The 22,425-nt window shown below is 34.1% G+C and carries 22 protein-coding genes; 1 reads left to right on the forward strand and 21 read right to left on the reverse strand.

What is annotated here, in order from left to right; all coding sequences use genetic code 11:
* Nucleotides 1–128 precede the first annotated feature (128 nt).
* From CA834_RS10955 to CA834_RS11005, 11 genes are all read right to left on the reverse strand, one after another.
* The gene (locus CA834_RS10955; RefSeq protein ID WP_094968742.1) at nt 129–1,109 is read right to left on the reverse strand and encodes a glycosyl hydrolase 53 family protein; all 981 of its coding nucleotides are present in this window, start codon (nt 1,107–1,109) and stop codon (nt 129–131) included.
* Nucleotides 1,110–1,416: 307 nt separating this feature from the next.
* On the reverse strand, nt 1,417–2,094 hold the full coding sequence (locus CA834_RS10960) for an N-formylglutamate amidohydrolase (protein WP_094968743.1): 678 nt from the start codon (nt 2,092–2,094) through the stop codon (nt 1,417–1,419).
* Nucleotides 2,091–3,317, reverse strand: coding sequence for a glutamate-cysteine ligase family protein (locus tag CA834_RS10965; RefSeq protein ID WP_094968744.1), 1,227 nt, complete (start codon nt 3,315–3,317; stop codon nt 2,091–2,093). The genes CA834_RS10960 and CA834_RS10965 overlap by 4 nt, the downstream gene beginning before the upstream one ends.
* 4 nt (nt 3,318–3,321) lie before the next feature.
* The gene (locus CA834_RS10970; protein ID WP_094968745.1) at nt 3,322–4,767 is read right to left on the reverse strand and encodes a RimK family protein; all 1,446 of its coding nucleotides are present in this window, start codon (nt 4,765–4,767) and stop codon (nt 3,322–3,324) included.
* Nucleotides 4,768–4,992: 225 nt separating this feature from the next.
* Nucleotides 4,993–5,892 (reverse strand): glycoside hydrolase family 16 protein, encoded by a 900-nt coding sequence (locus tag CA834_RS10975; protein WP_094968746.1) that lies wholly within the window; start codon nt 5,890–5,892, stop codon nt 4,993–4,995.
* A gap of 257 nt (nt 5,893–6,149) precedes the next feature.
* Complete coding sequence (locus tag CA834_RS10980; protein WP_094968747.1) at nt 6,150–6,701, reverse strand: VOC family protein; 552 nt, start codon at nt 6,699–6,701, stop codon at nt 6,150–6,152.
* 16 nt (nt 6,702–6,717) lie between these two features.
* Nucleotides 6,718–7,113, reverse strand: a complete 396-nt coding sequence (locus CA834_RS10985; protein WP_094968748.1) for a VOC family protein — start codon at nt 7,111–7,113, stop codon at nt 6,718–6,720.
* 23 nt (nt 7,114–7,136) lie between these two features.
* Entirely contained in the window at nt 7,137–7,541 is a 405-nt protein-coding gene (locus CA834_RS10990) for a helix-turn-helix domain-containing protein (protein ID WP_094968749.1), read from the reverse strand.
* A 286-nt stretch (nt 7,542–7,827) separates the two neighbouring features.
* Complete coding sequence (locus CA834_RS10995; protein ID WP_094968750.1) at nt 7,828–8,583, reverse strand: MBL fold metallo-hydrolase; 756 nt, start codon at nt 8,581–8,583, stop codon at nt 7,828–7,830.
* A gap of 5 nt (nt 8,584–8,588) precedes the next feature.
* A complete protein-coding gene (locus CA834_RS11000; RefSeq protein ID WP_094968751.1) occupies nt 8,589–9,647 on the reverse strand; it encodes a flavin monoamine oxidase family protein in 1,059 nt (352 codons plus the stop codon).
* Nucleotides 9,648–9,993: 346 nt separating this feature from the next.
* Nucleotides 9,994–10,680: a DUF6090 family protein gene (locus tag CA834_RS11005; protein WP_094968752.1), complete on the reverse strand. Its 687-nt coding sequence runs from the start codon at nt 10,678–10,680 to the stop codon at nt 9,994–9,996.
* Between the two features lie 288 nt (nt 10,681–10,968).
* On the opposite strand from CA834_RS11005, the gene CA834_RS11010 reads away from it, so the two are divergent.
* A complete protein-coding gene (locus tag CA834_RS11010) occupies nt 10,969–12,717 on the forward strand; it encodes an adenylyl cyclase (RefSeq protein ID WP_094968753.1) in 1,749 nt (582 codons plus the stop codon).
* Nucleotides 12,718–12,841: 124 nt separating this feature from the next.
* Here the strand turns inward: CA834_RS11010 and CA834_RS11015 are convergent, their stop codons facing one another.
* The 10 genes from CA834_RS11015 to CA834_RS11060 all read right to left on the reverse strand — a co-directional run bounded on the left by CA834_RS11015 (nt 12,842) and on the right by CA834_RS11060 (nt 22,318).
* Nucleotides 12,842–13,594: a CPBP family intramembrane glutamic endopeptidase gene (locus tag CA834_RS11015; protein WP_094968754.1), complete on the reverse strand. Its 753-nt coding sequence runs from the start codon at nt 13,592–13,594 to the stop codon at nt 12,842–12,844.
* A 310-nt stretch (nt 13,595–13,904) separates the two neighbouring features.
* A complete protein-coding gene (locus CA834_RS11020) occupies nt 13,905–14,645 on the reverse strand; it encodes a DUF6090 family protein (protein WP_133085492.1) in 741 nt (246 codons plus the stop codon).
* A gap of 48 nt (nt 14,646–14,693) precedes the next feature.
* A complete protein-coding gene (locus tag CA834_RS11025; protein WP_165764794.1) occupies nt 14,694–15,227 on the reverse strand; it encodes an SRPBCC family protein in 534 nt (177 codons plus the stop codon).
* Nucleotides 15,228–15,454: 227 nt separating this feature from the next.
* Nucleotides 15,455–16,033 (reverse strand): toxin-antitoxin system YwqK family antitoxin, encoded by a 579-nt coding sequence (locus CA834_RS11030; protein ID WP_133085493.1) that lies wholly within the window; start codon nt 16,031–16,033, stop codon nt 15,455–15,457.
* A 324-nt stretch (nt 16,034–16,357) separates the two neighbouring features.
* Complete coding sequence (locus CA834_RS11035) at nt 16,358–16,891, reverse strand: VOC family protein (protein WP_317042083.1); 534 nt, start codon at nt 16,889–16,891, stop codon at nt 16,358–16,360.
* Between the two features lie 158 nt (nt 16,892–17,049).
* Nucleotides 17,050–17,826, reverse strand: coding sequence for a DUF6090 family protein (locus CA834_RS11040; RefSeq protein WP_094968758.1), 777 nt, complete (start codon nt 17,824–17,826; stop codon nt 17,050–17,052).
* A 155-nt stretch (nt 17,827–17,981) separates the two neighbouring features.
* The gene (locus tag CA834_RS11045; RefSeq protein WP_133085494.1) at nt 17,982–18,728 is read right to left on the reverse strand and encodes a hypothetical protein; all 747 of its coding nucleotides are present in this window, start codon (nt 18,726–18,728) and stop codon (nt 17,982–17,984) included.
* A gap of 235 nt (nt 18,729–18,963) precedes the next feature.
* Nucleotides 18,964–19,584: an FEKKY domain-containing protein gene (locus CA834_RS11050; RefSeq protein WP_094968760.1), complete on the reverse strand. Its 621-nt coding sequence runs from the start codon at nt 19,582–19,584 to the stop codon at nt 18,964–18,966.
* 293 nt (nt 19,585–19,877) lie between these two features.
* Nucleotides 19,878–20,384, reverse strand: a complete 507-nt coding sequence (locus CA834_RS11055; RefSeq protein WP_094968761.1) for a hypothetical protein — start codon at nt 20,382–20,384, stop codon at nt 19,878–19,880.
* 287 nt (nt 20,385–20,671) lie between these two features.
* On the reverse strand, nt 20,672–22,318 hold the full coding sequence (locus tag CA834_RS11060; RefSeq protein ID WP_094968762.1) for a serine hydrolase domain-containing protein: 1,647 nt from the start codon (nt 22,316–22,318) through the stop codon (nt 20,672–20,674).
* Nucleotides 22,319–22,425 lie beyond the last annotated feature (107 nt).

Consider the following 22,425-nt stretch of genomic DNA (forward strand, 5'->3'; position numbering starts at 1 on the left):
GTTTGTAAAACTATCAGTTAATGATTATTAGACCTTCGTTTTATGAGGTGAATGGACTAGAGCTTTTCAAAGCTTGTCGAAGGACGGGTAAGAAGGGTGTCTTAAATTATATTTGTTTCTAGCGGTGGTTATTCTTCAAAAATAGTGTTCCAAGTATTATAAGATAATCTTTCATTTCCATCTTGATCGAGCAAACCTGTGTCCCTCCATAATTTTCCCAGGTCCTTAATTTCATCTGGGAATGTTTCCCAAAGGGCATCATAATCTCTATGTGCCCACCAAATTATAAATTCATAGTCGTGCTCCTGTGCATTTGTTAATAGGGTTTCTAGGTAACTATTTTGTTCTATTTCGTTCCCGGCAATAGCTATATTTAGGTTTGGTACTGATAAATTTTCTGCAAGATGACTCGTTTCTACAAATGCAATGGGCTTAGTTATTCTGCTATGTAAAAAATCAAAGGTTTGTTGAAATTCCTCTGGCGTGCTTTGATTTTTAAAAAAGGGATAAAAACTGATAGATGCAAAATCCATTTGGTTTATATGATTTACAATGTCATCTATATAATCTATCGGGTTTGGAGCATCTGGTTGGTATAAATTGTGCAATGAAATGGACTCTGAAATCCGTAAGCCAGGATGCAATTGTTTAATTCGCGTTTTTACATTTTGAATTAACAATGTATAGGCCTCCCATTTACTTTCCGCTCTTAACCTCAATTCGTTGACTTCAATCGCTATAACTAAATAATTTGGAGAAAATTGATTCACCAAATAATTGATATGCTTAAAATACGCCTCTTCAATTTCTATATCATTTAGTTGTGTGTATGAAGGAATAGACCCATCAAAATCTTCGGCAAGTTCATCTCTGTTTGAATTTAAAAGGCTAACAGAAAGTAATAATGGCTTATCAATAATTCTTCTGTTAGCTTTACCTATCACTTCATTTGTAAACTCCACAGGTAATACCAGATCATTTATCCAGGCATTCCAAGGAATTTTATTATCGATATGCTCGGTATAAATATCTGAATTGTTTTCGATGAATGAATAGGTATCATTTACGTCTTGTTCGTTGGGTCCAAAACTCCAAGTTGTAAATCCCATCCTAAAATTCCTGTTGCTAGTATTTAAGTGCCTATTTTCATCTTTAGTGTCACAACTTACTAAAGAGAAAAAAAGACAAATTAAAATTATGTGAGTTTTGTATGACATTTCTGCTTTAAGAAAATAATTTGCGACGATTTTAATTACGAATTGCCTCCAGCGTTCCTTTCTTGCAGTACTTTACCTTGTTGTATAAACCAGTGGCTTCATCATCCTATCACAAACAAAGATAGCAAACATCTAGGGAATTGACGAAAGTCAAAAAGCCAACCTTAAAGGCTTTTTATAAGAGAATTATGCGAGTAGTTTAAAGCACATGATGCAGGGCTTTAAAAACAGCTTGTGATATTGCTGAGTCCATTGTATTGTTTAAAACGTATTTCTGGTTAACTTCAATCTCAAGGCCTAAATAGTTCGTTTTAAATTGCTTTCTTAAATAGGTCGTAAAGCCGTCTGCTTTCCCCAAGTAGGGGTAATTAAATCTTATTTTTATATGGCTGTTTTGTTTTAAAATTTCAGATTTTAACGCTCTACAAAAACGCTGTTCTAGCGTATTAGCAGAATCATATAACAAACCTATATCACAATTTCTGGTTTTTCCATCAAGTTTTGGTGTAAAACTATGAATGGATAGATGAAGTACATTTTCGCCCTGATCAATAAAACGCTTAATATGGTTTTCTACTGCCCTTCGATATGGCAAGTAATGGTTATATATAAGATTCGTTTTCTCAAGGTCTGTGAGTTTTTCTGAAAATTCCGAAAACAACCGCGTATGGTGTAGAGAGCGATTGAGTTCTACAAGCAGACGTGTTGTTGTGCTGTAATAGGACGCATCAGATAGGGGTACCAAAGTTTGAAATAAATCTAAAGCTCCCATATCGTATGCCCGATGTGTGTTTAGAATTGCCTCATTTTTAAAAAGAGCCTTGTAATTTTTAGGAATGTCATTCCCGCCATGCTCGCAAGTCAGCACTAGTTTCACGGCTGAAATAAAGTATTATTCTGTAAACAATCTTGTAATTGACCATATACTGCAATGATATTTTTTTCTGATGGATCTTTCTCTAGTGCTTTTAATACACGTGTTGCTAAAGTTCCTTGCTCTAAAATTAATTCTATAGCCGGGTAATGTGATTTATGCAATTTTGGTTTTATGTGCTGGTAAAGATGGTTCCAAACTTCACCTAAGGTTACAGGGGTATTTAGTCCAAATAATTTCAGGTACTCTATCGTCGTAATTTTAGAGTCTTCAGCATTTTTTATTGCATCATCTAAAATTAAAAAAAGATCTTGTTTGGTCCATGACTTTTGAGTTTGAAGTGTGCAAAATTCTTTATTCACTAAAGCTTTTAAAACCTCAATGACAAAAGCACAAATTGCGATATCGGCTTTAGGGCATTCTTGAATATCCATTAAACGAATCTCAATAGCATTACGGTCAAAACGCGCTATGGCACCTCGAGAATTTAAAAAGTGCTGGTCTAAAATCTTATTTTTATCATAAGGCCTTATGGCCCTTTTTATAGGTTCGAAAATTGTAGCATAATAATCTAATTTTGAAAACACGCGCTCAGGAATGACCATCCCGGTTAAATCTGGAATTTCTTTTTGGTTTGTTTTATAAAACTCTAATCGTGTGTCTTTAAAACCTGTAATTTGACATTCTAAAATTGGCGAACTCGCACACAGCCCAGGTAATAATGGAAGGACTATTCTTATAGCGGCATGTAGTTTTTCAAATTCCTTATCGTCATAAAACGGTAGATTAAGGTGAGTACTCTGCACATTGCTCCAACCATGACCTTTACAATTAAATATGGTATTGTAAAGCGCATAAACTTCACTGTAGCTGTGTTTCCATAGTTGAGTATCTGTATTCGGATTCATTAACGGATGCGATGCTGAACCTAGTAGTTTGGTGTTTAAAGGCTCTAAAAGTCTGTTCATCTCTAAAACATTTGCATGAAACTTTTTAGACAAATTATCCAGACTTTTTGCTGGTCCGTTTGTTTTTAATTCTATAACATGAGCTACAAGCTCATTACTCCATGCAATGTCTCCATTTTCAATATCTGCAATTAGCTTCCCTGCTTTTGACGTAAGAAGTTTATCAACAATTGGCGCCACTTTAAAGGTGTCGTTTTTAACAAGCATGTACTCGAGTTCAATACCGTAAACTTCAAAAAGGTGATATTTTTTTTTCATGTGTTTAATCTAAGCGCTTTTTCAATGCCGAAAGAATTTCCGTGTACACCAAATCGCCATAATAAGCATCCTCTATTCCGAAATCAATGTTCGGGTTGTCATTAATTTCAATGACCATTAATTTATGGTCCACTACCTTAATATCAATACCATACAAACCTAATCCCATCAATTTGGCAGATTTTAGTGCCATATCTATTACATCTTTGGGAACTTCTTCGATAGGCACACAATCAGCATCGCCATCTTGCTCCTTTTTGTCCGTGGCTTTCCAGTTGTAAATTTGCCAATGGTCTTTTGCCATGTAATATTTACAGGCGTAAAATGGCTTATTGTCAATGATGCCGATACGCCAATCGTAATCCGAGGGACAAAATTCTTGAGCAATTATAAGGTCAGACTCCTTGAGCATCTCTGTTACTAAAGTATCATATTCCTCTTTCGTTTTTGCTTTTTTAACTCCAAAAGAAAATGTAGAATCTGGTGCTTTTAGCACGCACGGCAGCCCTGTTTCTTCTAAAACAGAATTTCGATTATTAGCATGCACGATTACCGTTGTTGGGGTCCCTATATTGGCATTATTTAGCGCTTCTGCCATATAGACCTTATTGCAACATTTTAAAATGGCATCTGGATAATCAATGATGGCAATACCTTCTTGCTGTGCTTTTCTCGCAAATGTGTAGGCTTCATTATTAACTTCTGTGCTTTGTCTCAAAAACAAAGCATCAAAAGATGATAGTTTAGTTAAATCCTTGGGTTCAATAATCTCCGCATAGATATTCATTTTCTCCGCAATTTCAACAAACTTCTTTAAGGCTTTGGGATTGCTTGGAGGAGCAGGGTCGTTGGGATTGACTAAAATGGCTAAGTCGAAATCGTAATTATTTACCTTAGCCGTATCATAACGTTTTTTTGCAAAATATTCATTGGCGAATTCATGTACACTAGACAAGTGCTCTTCCGGTATTTCAGATTCTGAAATCGCTTTTATACTTTGAACATTCCACTTTGTAGTATGATTGAATTTTACGCGTAAAAATGGTGCTTGAAAATGCCTGTAAAACAGCCCGCTTAGATTTTTGTATTTCTGCGCTACATTTTGACCAAAGTAAATACTTAAGGTAAAGTCTTGTGACTTTATATTTTTTAGACTTTGTTGAATAACATCATCAAATTCATCGGAAACCAATCTAACAAGTTTTAATGCTTTAAGGTCTACAATGTTCTTTGTAGTTGGAATTGGTAAATGACCTCTGGCTTCTGCCAACAGGGAGACGTAATAGCCTTTAGATTGGTACGAGTAGTCTTTGCACAAATTAAAAATCCGTGCATTTTTTAGGAGAGCATACTTGGGGTTTGTGAGATAATCTTGTGAGGATATTACTGTAACATTATCAGTTGAAAAGTTCCAATTTTCAGGCTGATTTACAACAATGTATTTATTCATTTAGAGCGCATTACGCTATTAAAATTTGATGCAAAATTATAGTATTTTTTGATTGGTTTTACAAAGTGAATTAAATAAATAGTTTAGTGGTTTTGGATGTTTATTCTAACGGTTTTTGTATTGTATGTTATGGTTTTAATCGTGTAATTCAGTGAACTTCATGATTGTGCAATGTATAGTGTTGACTTATTTTCTTCATTACTCCTGTAAGCTTTAGAAAATCGTTCACATCTTTCCTTTTCTTGTGTAAACCCTTACCCAGTCGATATACATATGCTGAGGGAAGGTAGTAGTACCGTCTGGACGACCGGCGTGAGTTCCGCCAACCGCGATATTAAGTAGGATAAAAAACTCCTTATGAAATTCGGATAATTCATCAGCTGTAATTGGCATTGATGCGAATTGTTGTCCATCAACAAACCACGCAATCCTAGTGGCATCCCATTCCAATTCAAAAATGTGAAAGGCATCGGCAAACTTTCCTTGTTTCAGTTTATAGGAAGCTGCTCCCATCATGTCGTGTGCTCCCGAAGCATCGGCGTAGTGGGCATTTGCTTCAATGACCCCATCATCTTTAGAGCCATACAACTCTAGAATATCTATTTCGCCAGATTTTGGCCAAGGCGTATCACCCCCGTTTTCATCTATGTTTGATCCAAGCATCCAAAAGGCAGGCCAAATGCCTTCGCCTTGCGGAAGCTTAATTCGGGCTGCTATCTTTCCGTACTTAAAGACACGCTTTTGCGCTGTATTCAATCGCGCTGATGTGTATTGGTCCATTCCATGAACTTCACTTTCGTGAATAGCTTTGATAACAAGGCAATTGTTTTCAATATAAGCATTGTCATTGCTGTCCGTATAGCGTTGCCATTCATCGTTAAAGCGCCCGGCTTTCACAACCTGAAAATTCCATATACTCTTATCGATAGTGTTGGCTTCAAATTCATCTGACCAAGCTAACTTCCAATCTGTACCTGGTTGGTAGCTGTCTTTATTTGTTTTGGACATAGAGTTATTGTTTTTTGTTTGCTGATCAGTATTCATTTTTTCAACTTTATTCTTACAAGAATATAATACCGTTGAAATTAATGTTATAATCAGCACTCTGAGTAATAATTTTTTCATTTAAATCAATTTAATGGTTTGAGATAGTAGAATCCATTTCCATACGGTTAGCCATAGACTTAGTGTTCAATTAAGCCCAAAAGTCTTTGATATGAACAGTTAGGCTTATCCTTAGTGGGGTGGGTGGTAAAGCATCTAAGTTAGTAAAAGAAAACAAATAAGAGTTAAAACATTAGGATTTTCCGAGTGCTCAAAACCAATCAATTAATTCTATATGGTGTTACCGAAAGTGTTTTATTTTCTGTTCAGTTTATTTATTAGGTTTTCTCAAAATTCAATTGCCAAGACACACCAAATCGATCTTCAATAAAACCAAATTTTGTACTAAAGCCATAATTATCTAGTGGCATTAATACTTTACCATGTTCTGATAGTTTTGTAAAAAGCTTGTCAATTTCGTCGGCCGTTTTACATTCAACCCAGATTGAAACTCCTGGTGTAAATGTCCAATCGTGTTTCATATAACTATCACTGCAGGCAAATTTGCTGCCATTCAAATCAAAAAATGCCACCATAATTGTACCTTCTTTGGCGGGTCCGTCTTTTCCATATCGCTGGATATCGGTAATTTTTGAATTCTCAAATAAATCTACATAGAAGTTCATAGCCTCTTCGGCATTGTTTTCTTGGAAGGTTAAAAATGTTGCGATTTGTGATTCTGTATCCTTGGACGTTTTGGCTTTTAGATGTTTTAAACCATCAAGTTCAGTTCGCAGTGCGATTACTTCTTCACTATTGCTCTTGGGTTTAGACTCAGAACAACCGAATGTAAGTAAGGCTAGGATAAGAAGCGGTGTGATTTTTGTCATGGCCTTATATTTTAGTTTATAGCGTTTCGACAAGTTGAATATTATTTCCACAGGTATCATTGAAAACGGCAACTTTTACAGTACCCATTTCAGTTGGTTTCATGCTAAATTCTACTCCTAATTTTATCAAGCGGTCATAATCTACATCAACATTTTCAGTATCAAATTGGGTGTAAGGATATCCTGCTTCCATTAACGCGTCTTGAAAGACTTTACAAGGTTCAAAATGATTAGGTGCTGGTTCCAATAATATTTCTGGACCATCCTGCCATTCGGGAGACACTAGAGTCAGCCATCTATTTTCGCCTCCTAAGGGTAGGTCTTTCTTCTTTAAAAAGCCCAATTTTTCTGTGTAAAATTTTAAAGCTTTTTCTTGGTCTCTAACTGGAATACTGATTAGTGTTACTTTCATCCTTTATTAATTTGTATCAAAGATTAGAACTCTTGCTGTAATTTACTTCTCGAAAGTTGCTCTTTTTGAAATTCCTTGGGAGATTTCCCCGTTTTGGATTTAAACAATGTACTGAAAGAACCCAAACTTTCAAATCCAACTGCAAAACAGGTTTCAGTTACGCTCATCCCATTTTTTAAATTCTCCTTAGACTTTTCAAGTCGTTTATCTGTTAAGTATTGTCTTGGTGTTAGACCATAATATCTCTTGAATAGTCTCTGTAAATGATATTTTGACATAAATCGTTTCTGGGATAAAAAATCTAACTTCAGATCTTTCTCAAAATTATTTGCAATAAAATGACGTGTTGCAATAACAGTTTTAATCTGTTTATCGTTTGAATAACAGATGTTTTTTATCTGACTTATTTTTTCTTGGTAAACTGTCATTTCTTAAGCATCTTCTTTGTTGCGCCTGCCTTTAAACAAACATCATTTAAATATTAAAGTTAGCAATTAATTTGCAGATGTCCTTAATAGTAGGCAGGTAGAAAATTCTTGAGGACACGAGCGCAGCGAAACTGCCCGTCCTCATTCGGGCTTAAGCAGCAATATTAGTAAGCCTATCCTGAGTACTTTGACCTTGCTAAGTAGAGACCTTGTCGAAGGGTTCGTTAGTGGCCTAACAATTAATTCTACCCAGAATTGCGCTTCGCATTTAGTTGTCCTTTAGTTTTTATAGCGTTATTAATTGTCCGTCAGCGGGGATAATTAATCGATTTTCGTCAATTCCTTTTTCAGTTGCTTTTTGCCTTAACGAATTTCTCTTAACTCGGCAATGGTCTAAACTTTCTAAATGAACGGCAATAACTTTTGAGTTATTTGCATATTGTGCAAGTGAAATAGTTTGCTCCGCGTTCATTATAATTGGATCGTTTTCAAATCCTGGCATTATTGCTCCCCCTGAATTTGTTATAATTATCTCTGGTTTAAAAGTGGCTATCACATTCTCGACTTCCTCTAACCAAATGCTGTCGCCAACAATATACAGCGTTGGTTCATTTTTAGATTGCAATACAAATCCAGAAACTTCTCCCATTTGTGCTAATATTTCGCCGCTTCCGTGTTTGCCATCTGTTCTTGTGAGGGTGATATTTTCAAAAGTTGTTTGTGTTTCTACCACTTCTGTGTTTACAAAGTTTGCTTTTGCCATAAAAGCTTTGTCGGCGGGTTGGCAAAATAACTTTATGGTTTTTGGGAGTTTTTCACTTGCCAAAGTGTCAAAATGGTCAGGATGCGTATGTGTAACAATTACAAAATCCACATTAGCTAAGATATTTTCAATTGAAATTGTCAAATCCACTGTTGGATTTTTTGCAATTCCTGCAAAGGATTCTATGACGCCCTTTGAAGAAAACATGGGGTCAACTAAAATAGTTTTCCCGGCGTACTTAATTTTTATTGTTGCGTTGCGAATGAGTTGTATATCCATTTAATTTATTTTAATATTTTCCTTAAAATAATTTTTGCTGCAAGTATTGCACCCTCCATGTAACCGGAGAATTCAGAATTAGTTTCTGTCCCTGAAAACAATAGTTTGCCACCCATATAGCTTTCCTGAAATACAGGATGTCCATTATTTTGATGCGGTCTATTAATTATTGGATTAGCATTTAGAATAAATTCGTCTGTCCATATTTTTTCGTGGTAAGATAAAGGTGTTGAAGCATCTTTGCCCAAAAGTTCTTCTAATTGCTTTAATACAAGTTCCTTTCTAAGATTTTTAGTGTAGGTAGATGAACTGGCATTTAAGAAGCCTGTGAAACCAAATTTATCTTCTTCAAAATTTGTATGGTCATACATTTCAGAAACAATTCCTACATGGCTGTACAACATTCCGGAATATCCATTTTTTCTCCAAAACGGTCTGGAATATTCTAAAACAAATTTAATGGAACCTGCCATCCAAGTTTGTACTGTCGGTAAAACAGCTGAAATAGTAGTAGGCAATTCAGGGGTAAACATAATTTGCGAACCCACCAACTGAGGCGGTATACACAAGACAACTTTATCAGCTATAAATTCTTCTCCATTATTAGATTGAACTATCAATTTATTCTCAGTTTCTTTTATGGAAATAACTTTTGTGTTTAGTTTAATTTGTTTAGGTTCTAGTTTTTCAGTGAGCGCATGTATTAAGCTCTCTGTTCCGCCTGCAATTCTATAAGATGGCGTTTCGGTTTCGGGTATATGAAATTCCTGAGCTGGTTCAAATGATTTGGTTTGAAATAAACATTTTCCCTTAGAATATTGGGGGAATTTTTTAAGCTGTAATTCATTCAATAAAGAAAGTAAGTTGGGATGACTATCAGAGAACCAAGTAGCACCTAATTCTAGAGGTGTTTCATTTTCTCCTTTTATGGTTTGAATTCTACCACCTGACCTATTGGAGGCTTCTAAAACTGTTGCAAACACGTTCTTTTTTGATAATAAATAGGCTAGGGTAAGACCGCTAAGTCCACCGCCTATAATTAGTATTCTTTCAGTTGGTTTCATTAGTTTGTTTGAGTTCAATTCAGCTTGCAGTTAACGAAGCGATGTATGGTTTAGCTTCGCTGATTATTTTTCTTAGTTCGTTTTACCAAGTTCATTTTTTAAAATACCGAACAAAAATCCCCTAATTTTAATACTTGTCTTCATCGGTTAGACGCTTATAGGGTTTCGTGTCGTTGCGCATTTAATCAACTAAATTAGCAAATAAATCACGGAACGACATGAGCTTTTCGACAGGCGCCCGAGACAGGCTGAAGCGAACTGATCGTAGCAAATGTTCTGATGGGCGCAAACAATGTTGTAATCCACTAGTGGCCTAGAAATTAATTATTTAGGATGTTTACTTTCGTTATTTTTCCGTGGTTATTTTATCAATTTCCATCATTGCCAATTTTAATGATTCTAAATACCATTCCAATTGCTTGAAATGATGATACACATCATTTTGAAATTCGGTCAATTGTTCAGATGTCATTTCACGAAATTTTCCCGTTCTTCTTTCGTAGCTGTATTTTTTACTTAAAAAATCCCATCTCTCGTCTAAAATCCGACCGTTATCAATTAACCTATCATAAGTTGAATTATATAATTTAACTACTTTTTGAACTAATTTCTTATTTCGAAAAATAGATATTTGATTTCCTGATTCAGCGGATTCATAAGAACCAGATATAGGATAAAATGTCCGTTGACTTCTGAAATAAATCTTGAATATAGAATCTAAAGATTTTCTATCGTTACTGTAAAGATGTTGTAAGTTGCTATTCAAGATTTCATAAGCTTCTATTCTCGGTTCATTAAGTTTTATTACTCTCTTAATAAAAGCTTTATCTTGTTTTAAGTCATTCTTTAAACTTGTGATAAATTCTTTTTCAGTTTTAGACTGTTTTCTTGATTCATTCCAATTATTAATTTGTAGAGCAATGAGTATTCCAATAACAACAAGAAAAATCTCTCCGATAGCATAAATCAGATAGTTACTGAATTTATTTTCAGAGAGTAATTTTTGTCTAATTTTTCGAAAAATTTTTATCATTGGTCAAAGGTTGGTTATAATGAAGCACAATAATAAGAATTTAGCTCCGCAGACATGAGATAAGCGATTAAATAAAGTTAAAAGTATCCTTTAGTCCTGCCATTTGCAAGTAACTCAGTTAATTTATGGAGTTAAGCATTTGTTGTAGAGTCTCGTTATTTGAATATGGTGCTGCAGATGAGACACTCATAAAAATTCGTTTTGGTGAAACTTAAATCGTATAATTGTCATTAGGTTTTATAACTTGTTAAGTTTATAGTGCCTTACATTTTCTTTTAGAGCTCTCTTATGAAAACCTTAGCTTCAATTTTGTTGTTAATTTTTATTGCTGCTTGTTCCAATTCACATAAAGATCATCAAGTGTTAGATACATCGCCTTACACCTCAATATTTGGGAAAAATGTACTTGTTTTTGACGATTCTATGGATTTAGAAGGTATAAAGATGACGCTTCACAGGTTACACGAGCAGCAAAAATATAGCGAATTTGGATCAGAGCGCTACGCGCTACTTTTTAAACCAGGAACTTATAATTTGGATGTCACAGTCGATTACTATGTTCAGGCACTAGGTTTAGGGAGATATCCAAAAGATGTTATGATTAATGGAGCGGTACAATCAATCACAACTACAAGTAGTAATAAGGTTACAACCATGTTTTGGCGTGGTGCAGAGAATTTTAAGGTGGTGCCACAAGATGATAAAATGATCTATTGGGCCGTATCACAGGCTGCTCCATACAGACGTATGCATGTAGTGGGTGATATTAATTTTGATAAAGGTGGCTGGGCAAGTGGTGGTGTTCTAGCTAATTCTGTAGTAGAGGGTAGGGCAGGATTAACATCCGGGCAGCAATGGTTTACAAGAAATTCAAGCATCGGATCGTGGGAAGGCGGAAACTGGAATCGGGTATTTGTGGGTGTGGATGACGCTCCCAATGATACATGGCCAGATAAACCAACTACCATAATTGAAAAAACCCCGGTCATTCGCGAAAAACCCTTTCTTACCGTTACTGAATCGGGAAATTATGCTGTTTTCGTTCCTGAATTAGTAAAAGAAACGTCTGGGCCTTCATGGATTAATGGTGAAGAGGAAGGAAAACTAATTCCCATAGATTCCTTCCATATTGCTTTCCCTGATAAAGATAACGCGACATCCATTAATCAGGCTTTAGCAAATGGCAAGCATATTCTGTTTACGCCAGGTATTTACAAGATTGATGAAACACTTACCGTAACAAGACCCAATACCGTAATCCTGGGACTTGGATTGCCAACACTCATTCCACAAAACGGAAAAGTAGCTCTTACCACCCATGATATTCCTGGAGTGAAATTAGCAGGTTTTATGGTAGATGCGGGACCTGACTTATCTCAAACCCTCATTCAAATTGGATCCGAAGATTCTGAGGCTGATTATTCCAATAACCCCATATCGCTTCATGATATTTATTGCAGAGTTGGAGGTGCTGTAGCAGGCCAAGCAGAAACTACCGTGACGATAAACAGTAATTATGTAATTGGTGATCATTTCTGGTTATGGCGTGCCGACCATGGTGTGGGAACTGAATGGTTGGATGGGCAAAATAAATCCGGACTCGTTGTTAACGGGGACCATGTGACAATCTATGGCTTGTTTAACGAGCATTTTCAAGGGTATCAAACACTTTGGAACGGAGAACATGGTAGAACGTATTTTTATCAGTCTGAAATTCCCTATAGCCCTCCCAGTATTGAGATGTGGAATGATAATGAAAAGCCAGGTTTCGCCTCTTATAAAGTTGCTAGTAATGTTGAAAATCATAAAGCGTATGGTTTGGGTATTTATAGCTTTTTTCGCGGTGAGCCAACGGTCTCAAATAATGTCAGACTAGAAAACGCCGTGGAGGTCCCGGACCATTCAGGGATTGAAATCACACATATTTCAACATTTGCTGGACGCAATGGAGGCATCAATCATGTAATTAATGGTTTGGGTGGCTCCACCAATAGTGGTGAGCTAAAACATTATGACGGGTTTAAAGGGAAGAAATAGAATGTTTTTTCCATTTCGGTCAGTTCCATATGCCTACGTAGAATGAATGCATTAGTTTAATCTTTTAAGAAATAAAAGGGATTTGTAATTAGCAATAAGCTATGTGCATTTTTAGTGGTAGTTTTTATTTCCCGATGATAGGATAGAAAATACAGTAAGTCATTCCCAAATTGAAAGCTAAATGACATAGTATTGCTCCTAAAATGGAGCCTGAACGTTTGCGGCAAACGTAAAATAAAAGACTTACAATAAACATACTTAAAACCCATATCAACGTTGGGACTGGTAGGAATTCCCACTTTTGATTATGAAAGACTAACCCAAAATGAGAAATATGAACAATTGCAAATGCCAAACTGTCAATTACAGATGCTTTTTTGTTACCTAAGGAATTTGCAAAACTTGAATGTACTATCCCTCTGAAAAAAAGTTCCTCTCCAAAAGGACTAAATGTCATTGCAATTAAAGCAGAAATGATGAACATTATAAGTCTACCTTGCTCGTCAATTCTTTGTGGAATATTATAAGACTTTCCAATATAGTTATACCAATTTTCGTAAGAATTACCATAGAATAGCTCTCCTAGGAAGTAAAGGAAAATGCTAAAAATACTACCAATTATAAATGCAATTATTAGCCATCGTTTATTTGTAGGTTTTTTGATTCCGATTTTTTTTCTGCCGTACTTACTTAAAAATATGAAGGGTGCAATAGCCATAATCAGCATAGTTATTCCCACAAATTGCATATTACCTATGACGTTTCCGTGTAAAACCAAAACTATACGAGGAGTGCAAAATAGAATAATTAAAAAAAGTCCGAATTTCCAGTTGAAACTGAAAAATGTACGCCAAAAGGGTTTTAATTCATTTTCCATAATCTTTTCAAAATATTCGGTTTTCTCAACAGTTTCAATTGTTTCAAACGGTCATAGTTTAGCTTCGCTGATTATATCATGCGTTTGCTTTTGTTAAGTTTATTTTTTTAAAATGCCGAACAAAAATCTTCTAATTTAAATAGTTGTCTTCGCCGGTTCTATGTTATAGCGTCTTGCGTGTGTTAATAGGTTGGGTGCCTAATTTAGCAAATAAATCACGGATAGAAAGTCTGTGCGGACTTTTGTAAACTGGCTAAAGCTAACAATTAATTATATACGGTGTTGTGTTTTCGTTTTTTCTTTTGAAGATTTAATCATTGGTAATCTCAATTATTTTTTCAACTATGTTTTGCAATCTTTCCAAAGTCATGCTATAATTTACCACTGCCCATCCAATATTATCTAAATGATTTTCAAATTCAATATCATCAAATAAATCTTCATAATTGACTTCAAATTTCGATTTATCGTTCCACTTCATTAATGAATATTTATCTATGTTTCGCATCGAAGCTTTTTTAGTTAAATACGGTAAAACTAAATTTTGATTAAAATCGTCTAATGTTTGCCAAGATTCTTCTTTTTCATTCAATTCCGCTGACCATTCTAATAACATTGTCTTTAAGGAATCTTTGGTTATCAACTTTAAATTTCCAGTAGCCAATATTTCAGTTAACGAATTTTGTGTAGGACTATAATCGTAAACATCAATAGACTTTGCAATTAAACTATCAATGTTTGTTTTTTTTAATTCGTCTGAAGAAAATTGCATAAATGACATAAGTAGTCTTATGGATTTCTCAGTTTCTTTATATTGCATTCGTGAATCATTTAGCTTATGGAGGTTGTTTTTAAATTCCGTATTGAGATTTTTCATCATCACTTTCTCTAAACTTGAATTATCTCGTTGTTCTTTCCAGCTATTAACTTGAAATGCCAATAAAATCCCTATCATTACCAGTACAATCTCGCCAATTGCGTAGATCAGGTATTTACTGAATTTATTTTCATTCAGTAACCTTTGCCTAATTTTTCTAAAGAATTTTATCACTGGTTAGTGGTTAGTGGTGTATTTATCCGAACACATCAATAGTCAAATTTATTCTAAATAAGTCTTCAATTTATTGAGAGACATTTCATTTCCTCGAATAAAGAATTTGAGCAAATCAATCCATTGTTGTTCATTTTTATAGCCAATTCCATAAATGGTTAATCTGGTCTGGTTTTCACTCAACGTATCAAAGTCAACGATACTATATAAGTTCTTTTCTTCACCTATCATAAATTCCGGAAAGTTTTCATTTAACTCTGCTTGCATTGTTATTAATTTATAAGGAACGTAATTGAGTATGTGATTTACAATGGTTCCCTTGTCGCCAATAGTAGCTGTTGAATCATAATGTGATTTTATAGTTCCATTAATTTTGAAGTCCATTTCTACAATTGGAGTCACCCATGCTTTCCATCCTTCAGGCGTTGTATAGGCATTCCAAACCTTTTCAATTGATGCGTTAATAACGATTTCTTGTTTAAGTATCAATTCACCTGAAGCCAGAGTGTCTATTTGACTTATGGCCTGTCCATAAGTATGATTGGATAAAAGAAGAACCATTAGAGTAATAACGTATTTCATAATCTGTGCTTTAATAGATTTCTGTCTCTTTTTCCATAGGCCCATCAGTCTTCGCTATTATCGTGTCCTACGTTTTAGTATATGGTTCCAATTCTAGGAGAATTTGTAGCATACTTTGTATAGGCATCGAAACACTACTAAAGTACAAAGTTTCCAATAAACAACTTATTCGCTATGGGTTATTCACGTTATATTTATGGTGTTATCCTGAATATTTATAACTAAGTCTATTCCTTGAATCCGTTTTTTGAAAGAATATCGGAGTACCAGCTATAGGAGATTTCTCCTCTGTCGTAATATTGCTGCACTTCCTCAACACTACCTTTTTCGCCATAATCAATTGTGGATTTGAGGTTACCCCTGTTATCATAGTACCTCCACTTACCAATCTTAATTCGCCAGTCCTTATAATTACCTTCTGCTTTAAGAACTCCGTTTTCGTAATACTTTTTAATTGGTCCTTCAACTAGATTGTTGTTATAGTATCCTATTTCTTTATAGTTACCGTTGTCGTAGTAATTTATCCATTTTCCTTGTCCAACTCCATTTACATATTCTTGCCAAGAGGAATAATTGCCATTAGAATATTTTGCAAATAATACCCCTGTGAAAGGTTGGTTTTCCCCTTTTGCATAAAACCTGTAAATGCCATTGGTACTTTTACTTGTTGCATTAGACATAGAGACTTCTCGTTTAGTTTCGGTATTCGACATTGACACAGTTCTTTGAGCAAATCCGAATACACTAAAAGTGAAAATTAAGGCCAGGATTGCGGTGTTGGGGAGGAGATTTTTACTTGGTATCATAACAGTATTTTTAAAATTTAATGATAATCTCGGGAGCCGAATATAAAACGTACAGGTTTATAAAGTAGCCCTTTTTGCTTGTCCTTAACTTCTTTTCACATTTAAGAAGCTATTTTCTATATGTACACTAAAAATGTATTTTGGATGAGGATAGAGGTTCGTTATGTAGATTTTTAAAAAAATGGATACAGCGATTTGGTGGGTCGGTAATTGCGGATTTCTATCCACAAACCTTTATATTTTACAACAACCTAATTGTATATTTTATCTATCGCATTATTCACCTTACCGCTATTACTTATTTACATTGTTGTGTGATGGGTTTTATTTTGTTGTTTGCCTTCCCATTTTCGTGAGAACGCTATCAACAGGCTCCCATAATTCAATTTTATTCCCTTCGGAATCCAATATGTGTACAAATTTTCCATAGTCATAGGTCGCAATTTCATCAATAATTGTGACGCCATTGTTTTTTAATTTACGCAATAGTCCCTCGATATTTTGAACCCTATAGTTTATCATAAATTCTTTTTTGGAGGGATTAAAATAATCTGTAGAATCTTGAAAGACATCCCAATTCAAATAATTAATCTCTTCAGGTTTATTTGCATTCCTAAACTCAAATGGGGAACCATAGTCATCAACCGAAAAACCTAAATTATCACGATACCATTCTTTGGTTTTGTTGGGACTACTTGATTTAAAGAATATTCCCCCAATTCCGGTTACTTTTGGAATGGTATCCATTGATTCAATAGGTTTTCTTTTTTCTGCTTTAACATTGTTTTTTTTATTCTCCTCTTGGTTGCAGTTTATTAAAGTCAGACTCAATAGTAAAAAAGTGATGAATTGTTTCATTTTATGTTGTTATACTTTTTTATCCCATAGCACAATTTGCGTATGCCTAGAAACGAATTTTACGTAGTGTTTTACAACAGAAATTTACAAAATAAAACATAACGGCGACTTGAATTGAAACTCAAATGGCTATTTTTTTATATGGTGTTGCGTTTTGATTAGTTCTTTAACTCTTCATCAATTGATGTTATCAAATCTTTAGCTTCTTGTTTGGTTTGATTAAATACATTTTTTAGCCTTAGGTGTCGAATATAATTTTCCTTTAAGTTATTTCTTGCCTGCACTGTTGTGGCAAATTTTATAATTTTCATTGCTTGTTCACTGGAATCAGTAATCATTGGGAAATCTTGGGCATAAAGCGTTCGGCTATTTTTTTTAATGTAGTTATTGTCTACTTCAATCTCACTATATAACAGTGTTTTGTAATCTTGCCCTTCCGTTACTGCTCTTTTGTCCCATTCTGTATGTGACGTCAATCTTTCGTTAGTTTTAATGTAGTAACCAGAAATAATTCCAAATATGCTGTCATATCCAATCAATTTAGAATTTCCTGAATTTTGCACACTACTAAACGTTCGAGTATTAATTCTTCTATCATAATACGTTCTGCCCAATGCTGCCAGAATGGAGTCAGAATCCGTAAGATTGTATTTAGTCTTTTTCAATGCCCACACCTCTGAATTTATATCTCTCGATAATCCTGTCAATGCTTGATTAAAACTAATTGTATCTGTGATTAAATCTTTCCGAAATTCTTTGAGGTAGTTCAATGATTTAGAAATTTCCTTTCTGTTCTCATTCCAGTTATTGATTTGTAATGCAATAAGAATACCTATGACTACAAGAACAATTTCGCCTAGTGCATACTTCAAATACCTTCCTATTTTGTTCTTTTCCATAAGGTCGTATCTGATTGTTCTAAAAAATTTTATCATAAAAGGATGTTTATGAGACAAATTGTATTCTCACCAAAGCTGTGCAAGAGCTTTGATTTTGCAAAAGCAAAATTTTGTTTCGATAATCTAAAGAATATAATCATGTTCGTTATTTATACTTTATTGAATCAGTACATAAACTGTATTTTGGTTTGTTATTTAAGAATATTTTCTTCTAAAGTCATGATTTTGTCATTCAACAAATGAAGCGTCTTTTCTAAAGCAACCTTTCTGATTATGGTATAATCGTATATTTCAATTAAGGTATTTCTAAATTCAATATGCTCTCTTAATCTTTCAAAATTAATAGGGACATTAAGAATAAGTCTGGTTGTGTTATTTTCTTCATAATAAACACTTGATGACCTAAATTCTTTTTTCATAAAAGGCATGAGATTATTTTGAATGAGATGATAATGATTATTTCTTCTAACAACTATATTACTGAAATATTCATCATATAAAATTGTAGCATCTTTTCTTATTTCTGAATTGCTTAATAGATTAATACCATTAGTCTCTATAAACTTGTAGGTGGTATTAGAGCTATTAAAAACACCTATTCCCTGAATATATTCAAAACTTTTTTGTAAGGCACTGTCTACTGGTTTGTTATTGTCTAAATAATCAAATATTCTTTCATAGGCTACTTGTTGGGTAATCATTTGATTTAAAGTAACTTCTATTTCTTTTACATTTGAAAGATAATCTGATTTTAGTTCTTTCAGTAAATTTTGCTCTTTTATGGAATCTATTCTATCTGAATTCCAATTATTAATTGATAAGGCAATAAGAATACCAATAACCACAAGAATAATTTCGCCAATGGCATAAAACAAATACTTGCTGAATTTGTTTTCAGATAGTAGTTTTTGTCTAATTTGTCTAAAGAATTTTATCATATTCATGGCCCGTTTAAACAAGACTCTTAGCAGTTTCTGGTAATGAAGTACGACGTGTTTGTGTATAATTTCATGGTGGTAAGCAGTTTGCAAAGCGTTGCTTGTTTTTTCCATATAATAAAAGCAAACAACGTAACGAAATTCTTCAAGATATGTTTAAGGAATAAATGTAGGAAAAATTGTTAATGTTAACTAACAGTAGCAATATATTATAGCCATTGTTGTAAAACGTTTTTTATTTTATTCCGAATGGTTTTGTTTTCAATTCGGTTTGCCATTCAATTCCGTATTTTTTGTTTAAAAAGTCGAAAATCATTTGATTATTTTCTGTTGCTTTCTTAAAAGACAAAGGGTCAATTACACAATTCTCTTTTACAAGACCAATTCCATATTTTTCTTTAAATTCCAAATATTCTTTTGGTATTGAATTATCAATTCCGTGTATTATAAAATTTAGAGTTCCATCTGCAAGGCGTTGCTCGATTTGTTCATCTGTCAAATTAGTTTCCAAATTTATTTGGAAAGAGTAAATCCCACCGCTCTTGAATTCGGTTTTTTCCATTAATTGAACTGTGATTGTGTTTTTCTTTTTGTTGATTCTTGCTGGATAAAAAGTATAGCAAGTAAAATTGTCCGATACAAAACTAAATTGGTATTTACCTTTTTCTGGCAAAGTGATTTTAAAACTCTCAGCTTTGGAAATGTCAATTTTTTTGTTCAGGTCAATAATTGTGAATGTTCCTGATTTTAGTTCCTTGTCCGTTAAATTTTCAAATACAACAGTAGCTACAATTTCAGTCGCAAAAGCCGTTGCTGTAAACAATGCTAATGTCAAAGTCAAAATTATTTTTCTCATAAATTCTATTTTTTTAAAAGACGATATTCATTTACCTATGTTGCATAAATTTGGTTAAATGTTTTACAACGTGTTTGTGTATGGTTTGCTTCACCAGTTCGACGCTTTAAGGCGTCTCGTGTGTTGCGTGGTTAAGCAATTAATTTAGCAAATAAATCACAGATAGACACGAGCCTTTCGACTGGGGCTCAAGACAGGCTGAAGCGAACTGTGCGAAGCAAATATTCCAATAGACATGAGCGAAGCGAACTGGTGCCAGCAAATTGTGGTTATACAATGTTGACAATAGAATATTAATAGTTTACGTATGTTGTTTTTCCGCATTGAGAAAAGGCCTGATTTCTTTGTAAATCTAGCTGAACATCTTTACTGAATTTCAGCAGAACATTTTCAAATTCAGCTTTTTTTTCTTCTGTGATAGAAGGGTTGTTGATATTAAATACGTAGTAGTTAATATTACCATTTTTATCAAAATAAATTCTGTTGTAAATACTAATAGTTGAATCAGCAACTTCCCAATCAAATTTTTCCTCTTTTAAAAATCTAGTGACATTTTTATGAAAATTTGACCATGAATTGATAACTGATTTACGTTCAGCTTCAGACGTATTAGTAGGGTCGAGAAGATTAACACATTTATCGTCTAAATTGAGTTTGCTAAATTCATTGAAGGCTAATTTGTTATCAAAATTAACCACTTTTGGATTTTTAACCTCTACGATTTTTTCCTCACTTGGTTTTTGTTTGCACCCAAGAAATCCTATTATCATAAGTATTAAAAGACTATTGTTTAATTTCATAAAAAATATATTTAATATAATTGCCAAAGGTTGGTTTATAGCTAGTTGCGTGTTAGCGCATCTAATTTAGAAAACAAAAACAAGCGTGAAAAACTTCCGAAGGAATTTTCCAAATAGGCAACGGCCAAAGCAATCAATTTTCCAAGAACAAACCAAACTCAAGATTTTCGAGACAAGAGCACGCAGTGCCAACTGTATGTTAGAAAATTTTCAGAAGTAGGCGAGAAGGGTGACATTACGTATAGTAAAGGTTGTGCACAGTTTTTTTAATCCCTTTAAGGCTGGAATTAATATTTTTCAAACAATAGTTTTTGAACCCAACCTGCTTCATCAGATACTCTAAATAAAGATACTTCATTGTCATTGAGTTCAAAATCAACACTTTTGTAGTAGTATGATTTAAGCCCTTCAAAAGTAGTTTCGCCAACTCTTTTAAGTTCAATTTTTTGATTTGACGCTGTCGTTAACACGAGCACTTTATCCTTGAATTCAATTTGATTAGTAATATTTAATTCGGGTGATCGATACTTTCCTGTAAAAATGCTCAATTCATTTGTATAGGTTGATTCAGTCTTTTCTTCTACAACACGTGTTGCCTTTAATTCAGCACTACCTGTCTTAAGCGTAAAAAATTCTAAAGACTCATCAAATACAATCTTTCTGTTTGTTCCTGCCATAGTAAATTCGTTTCGGCCAGTAGGTTCCAAATTCATTTTACCCATTGGAGTTTGCACAGTCAGGGTTTTACCTTCAACAGCGACAGGAGCATTATCTCCCATAATTAAATATGTACCTTCAAATTGCTTGAGGTAACTTATTGGAACCTCCTTATTTGTTTGAAGTCCGTCTTTCTTATTCTGCTCACCAAAAAAAGTTTTTATGGACGCAATTTTTTTGGCATCTGTATTATTGTCGAGATTAGAAAGAGTTATCACATCTAAATTAATCTCAGGATAATATCTTACAATTGATTTATAGCCTGGCACACTACCGAAATGAAATATTTCATCTGGTCTTCCGTCAGAATCTTTATTCAACATTAATCCCATTGCAAAAACAGAACTGGTTTTAGGGTCAGTTCTCAACATATATTTTTTGTCATGAATATGTCTTTGCCATTTAATCAAATCTTCAACATTAGAATAAATACCTGAAGAGCCGTATTGGGCCCACAACATGCCTTCTGCTTTGACGAACTGGCCGTTTTCCTCTACATAAGGAATTGCTCTATTTTGAATAGTTTTTATGGGCTGACTAGGTAAGAATGTAGAATGCATTTCAAGAGGTTTAAAAACTGTCTGCTTCAAATAGTCTGATAAAGACATTTCAGAAACTTCCTCAACAATTTTGCTCAATAGAATATACCCAGAGTTTGAGTACATATTTTGGGTTCCAGGTGGGAAGTTCAACTCCTCTTGCTGATAAATAAGACGTAGCTGATCATCTTGTGTAATCACCTTGCCGACTTCCTCCTTACCTTCGATATAACCTCTTAATATGCCACTACCACGTATACCAGAGTTGTGAAATAGCAAATTGTCTATTGTTATAATATATCCAAAGTCGTTTAAATCTGGTAAATAGTTACGAATGTCATCACTATATGATAGTTTCCCTTGCCTTTCCAATTGGGCAATTGCGTATGCTGTGAATTGCTTGGACACGGAACCAATATTAAACAAGGTTTTGCTCGATATAGGAATCTCACCATCGAGATTGGCTAACCCATAACCTTTTGCCAACAATACGTCATCATTTAACATAATACCTATTGCAATTCCAGGACGTGTTTCCTCGTCATAATAAGAGAATAAACTATCAATTTTTAATTCAAGATTTTCTGGTTTATTTTGAGCAAATAGGGATGAAATGCTGATGAAAAATGATGTCAATGCAATCCCTATAAATTTAATTTTGGTGTCTATTGAATTCATCTGGTGGTATTGTTAGTTTTAATCGTGCACTACGGTCTTGTTTATGGTTTGCTTCACCAGTTCGACGCTTTAAGGCGTCCCGTGTGTTGCGTAGTTAAGCACCTAAT

It is taken from the genome of Winogradskyella aurantia (genome assembly GCF_002266855.1).
GTDB lineage: Bacteria > Bacteroidota > Bacteroidia > Flavobacteriales > Flavobacteriaceae > Winogradskyella > Winogradskyella aurantia.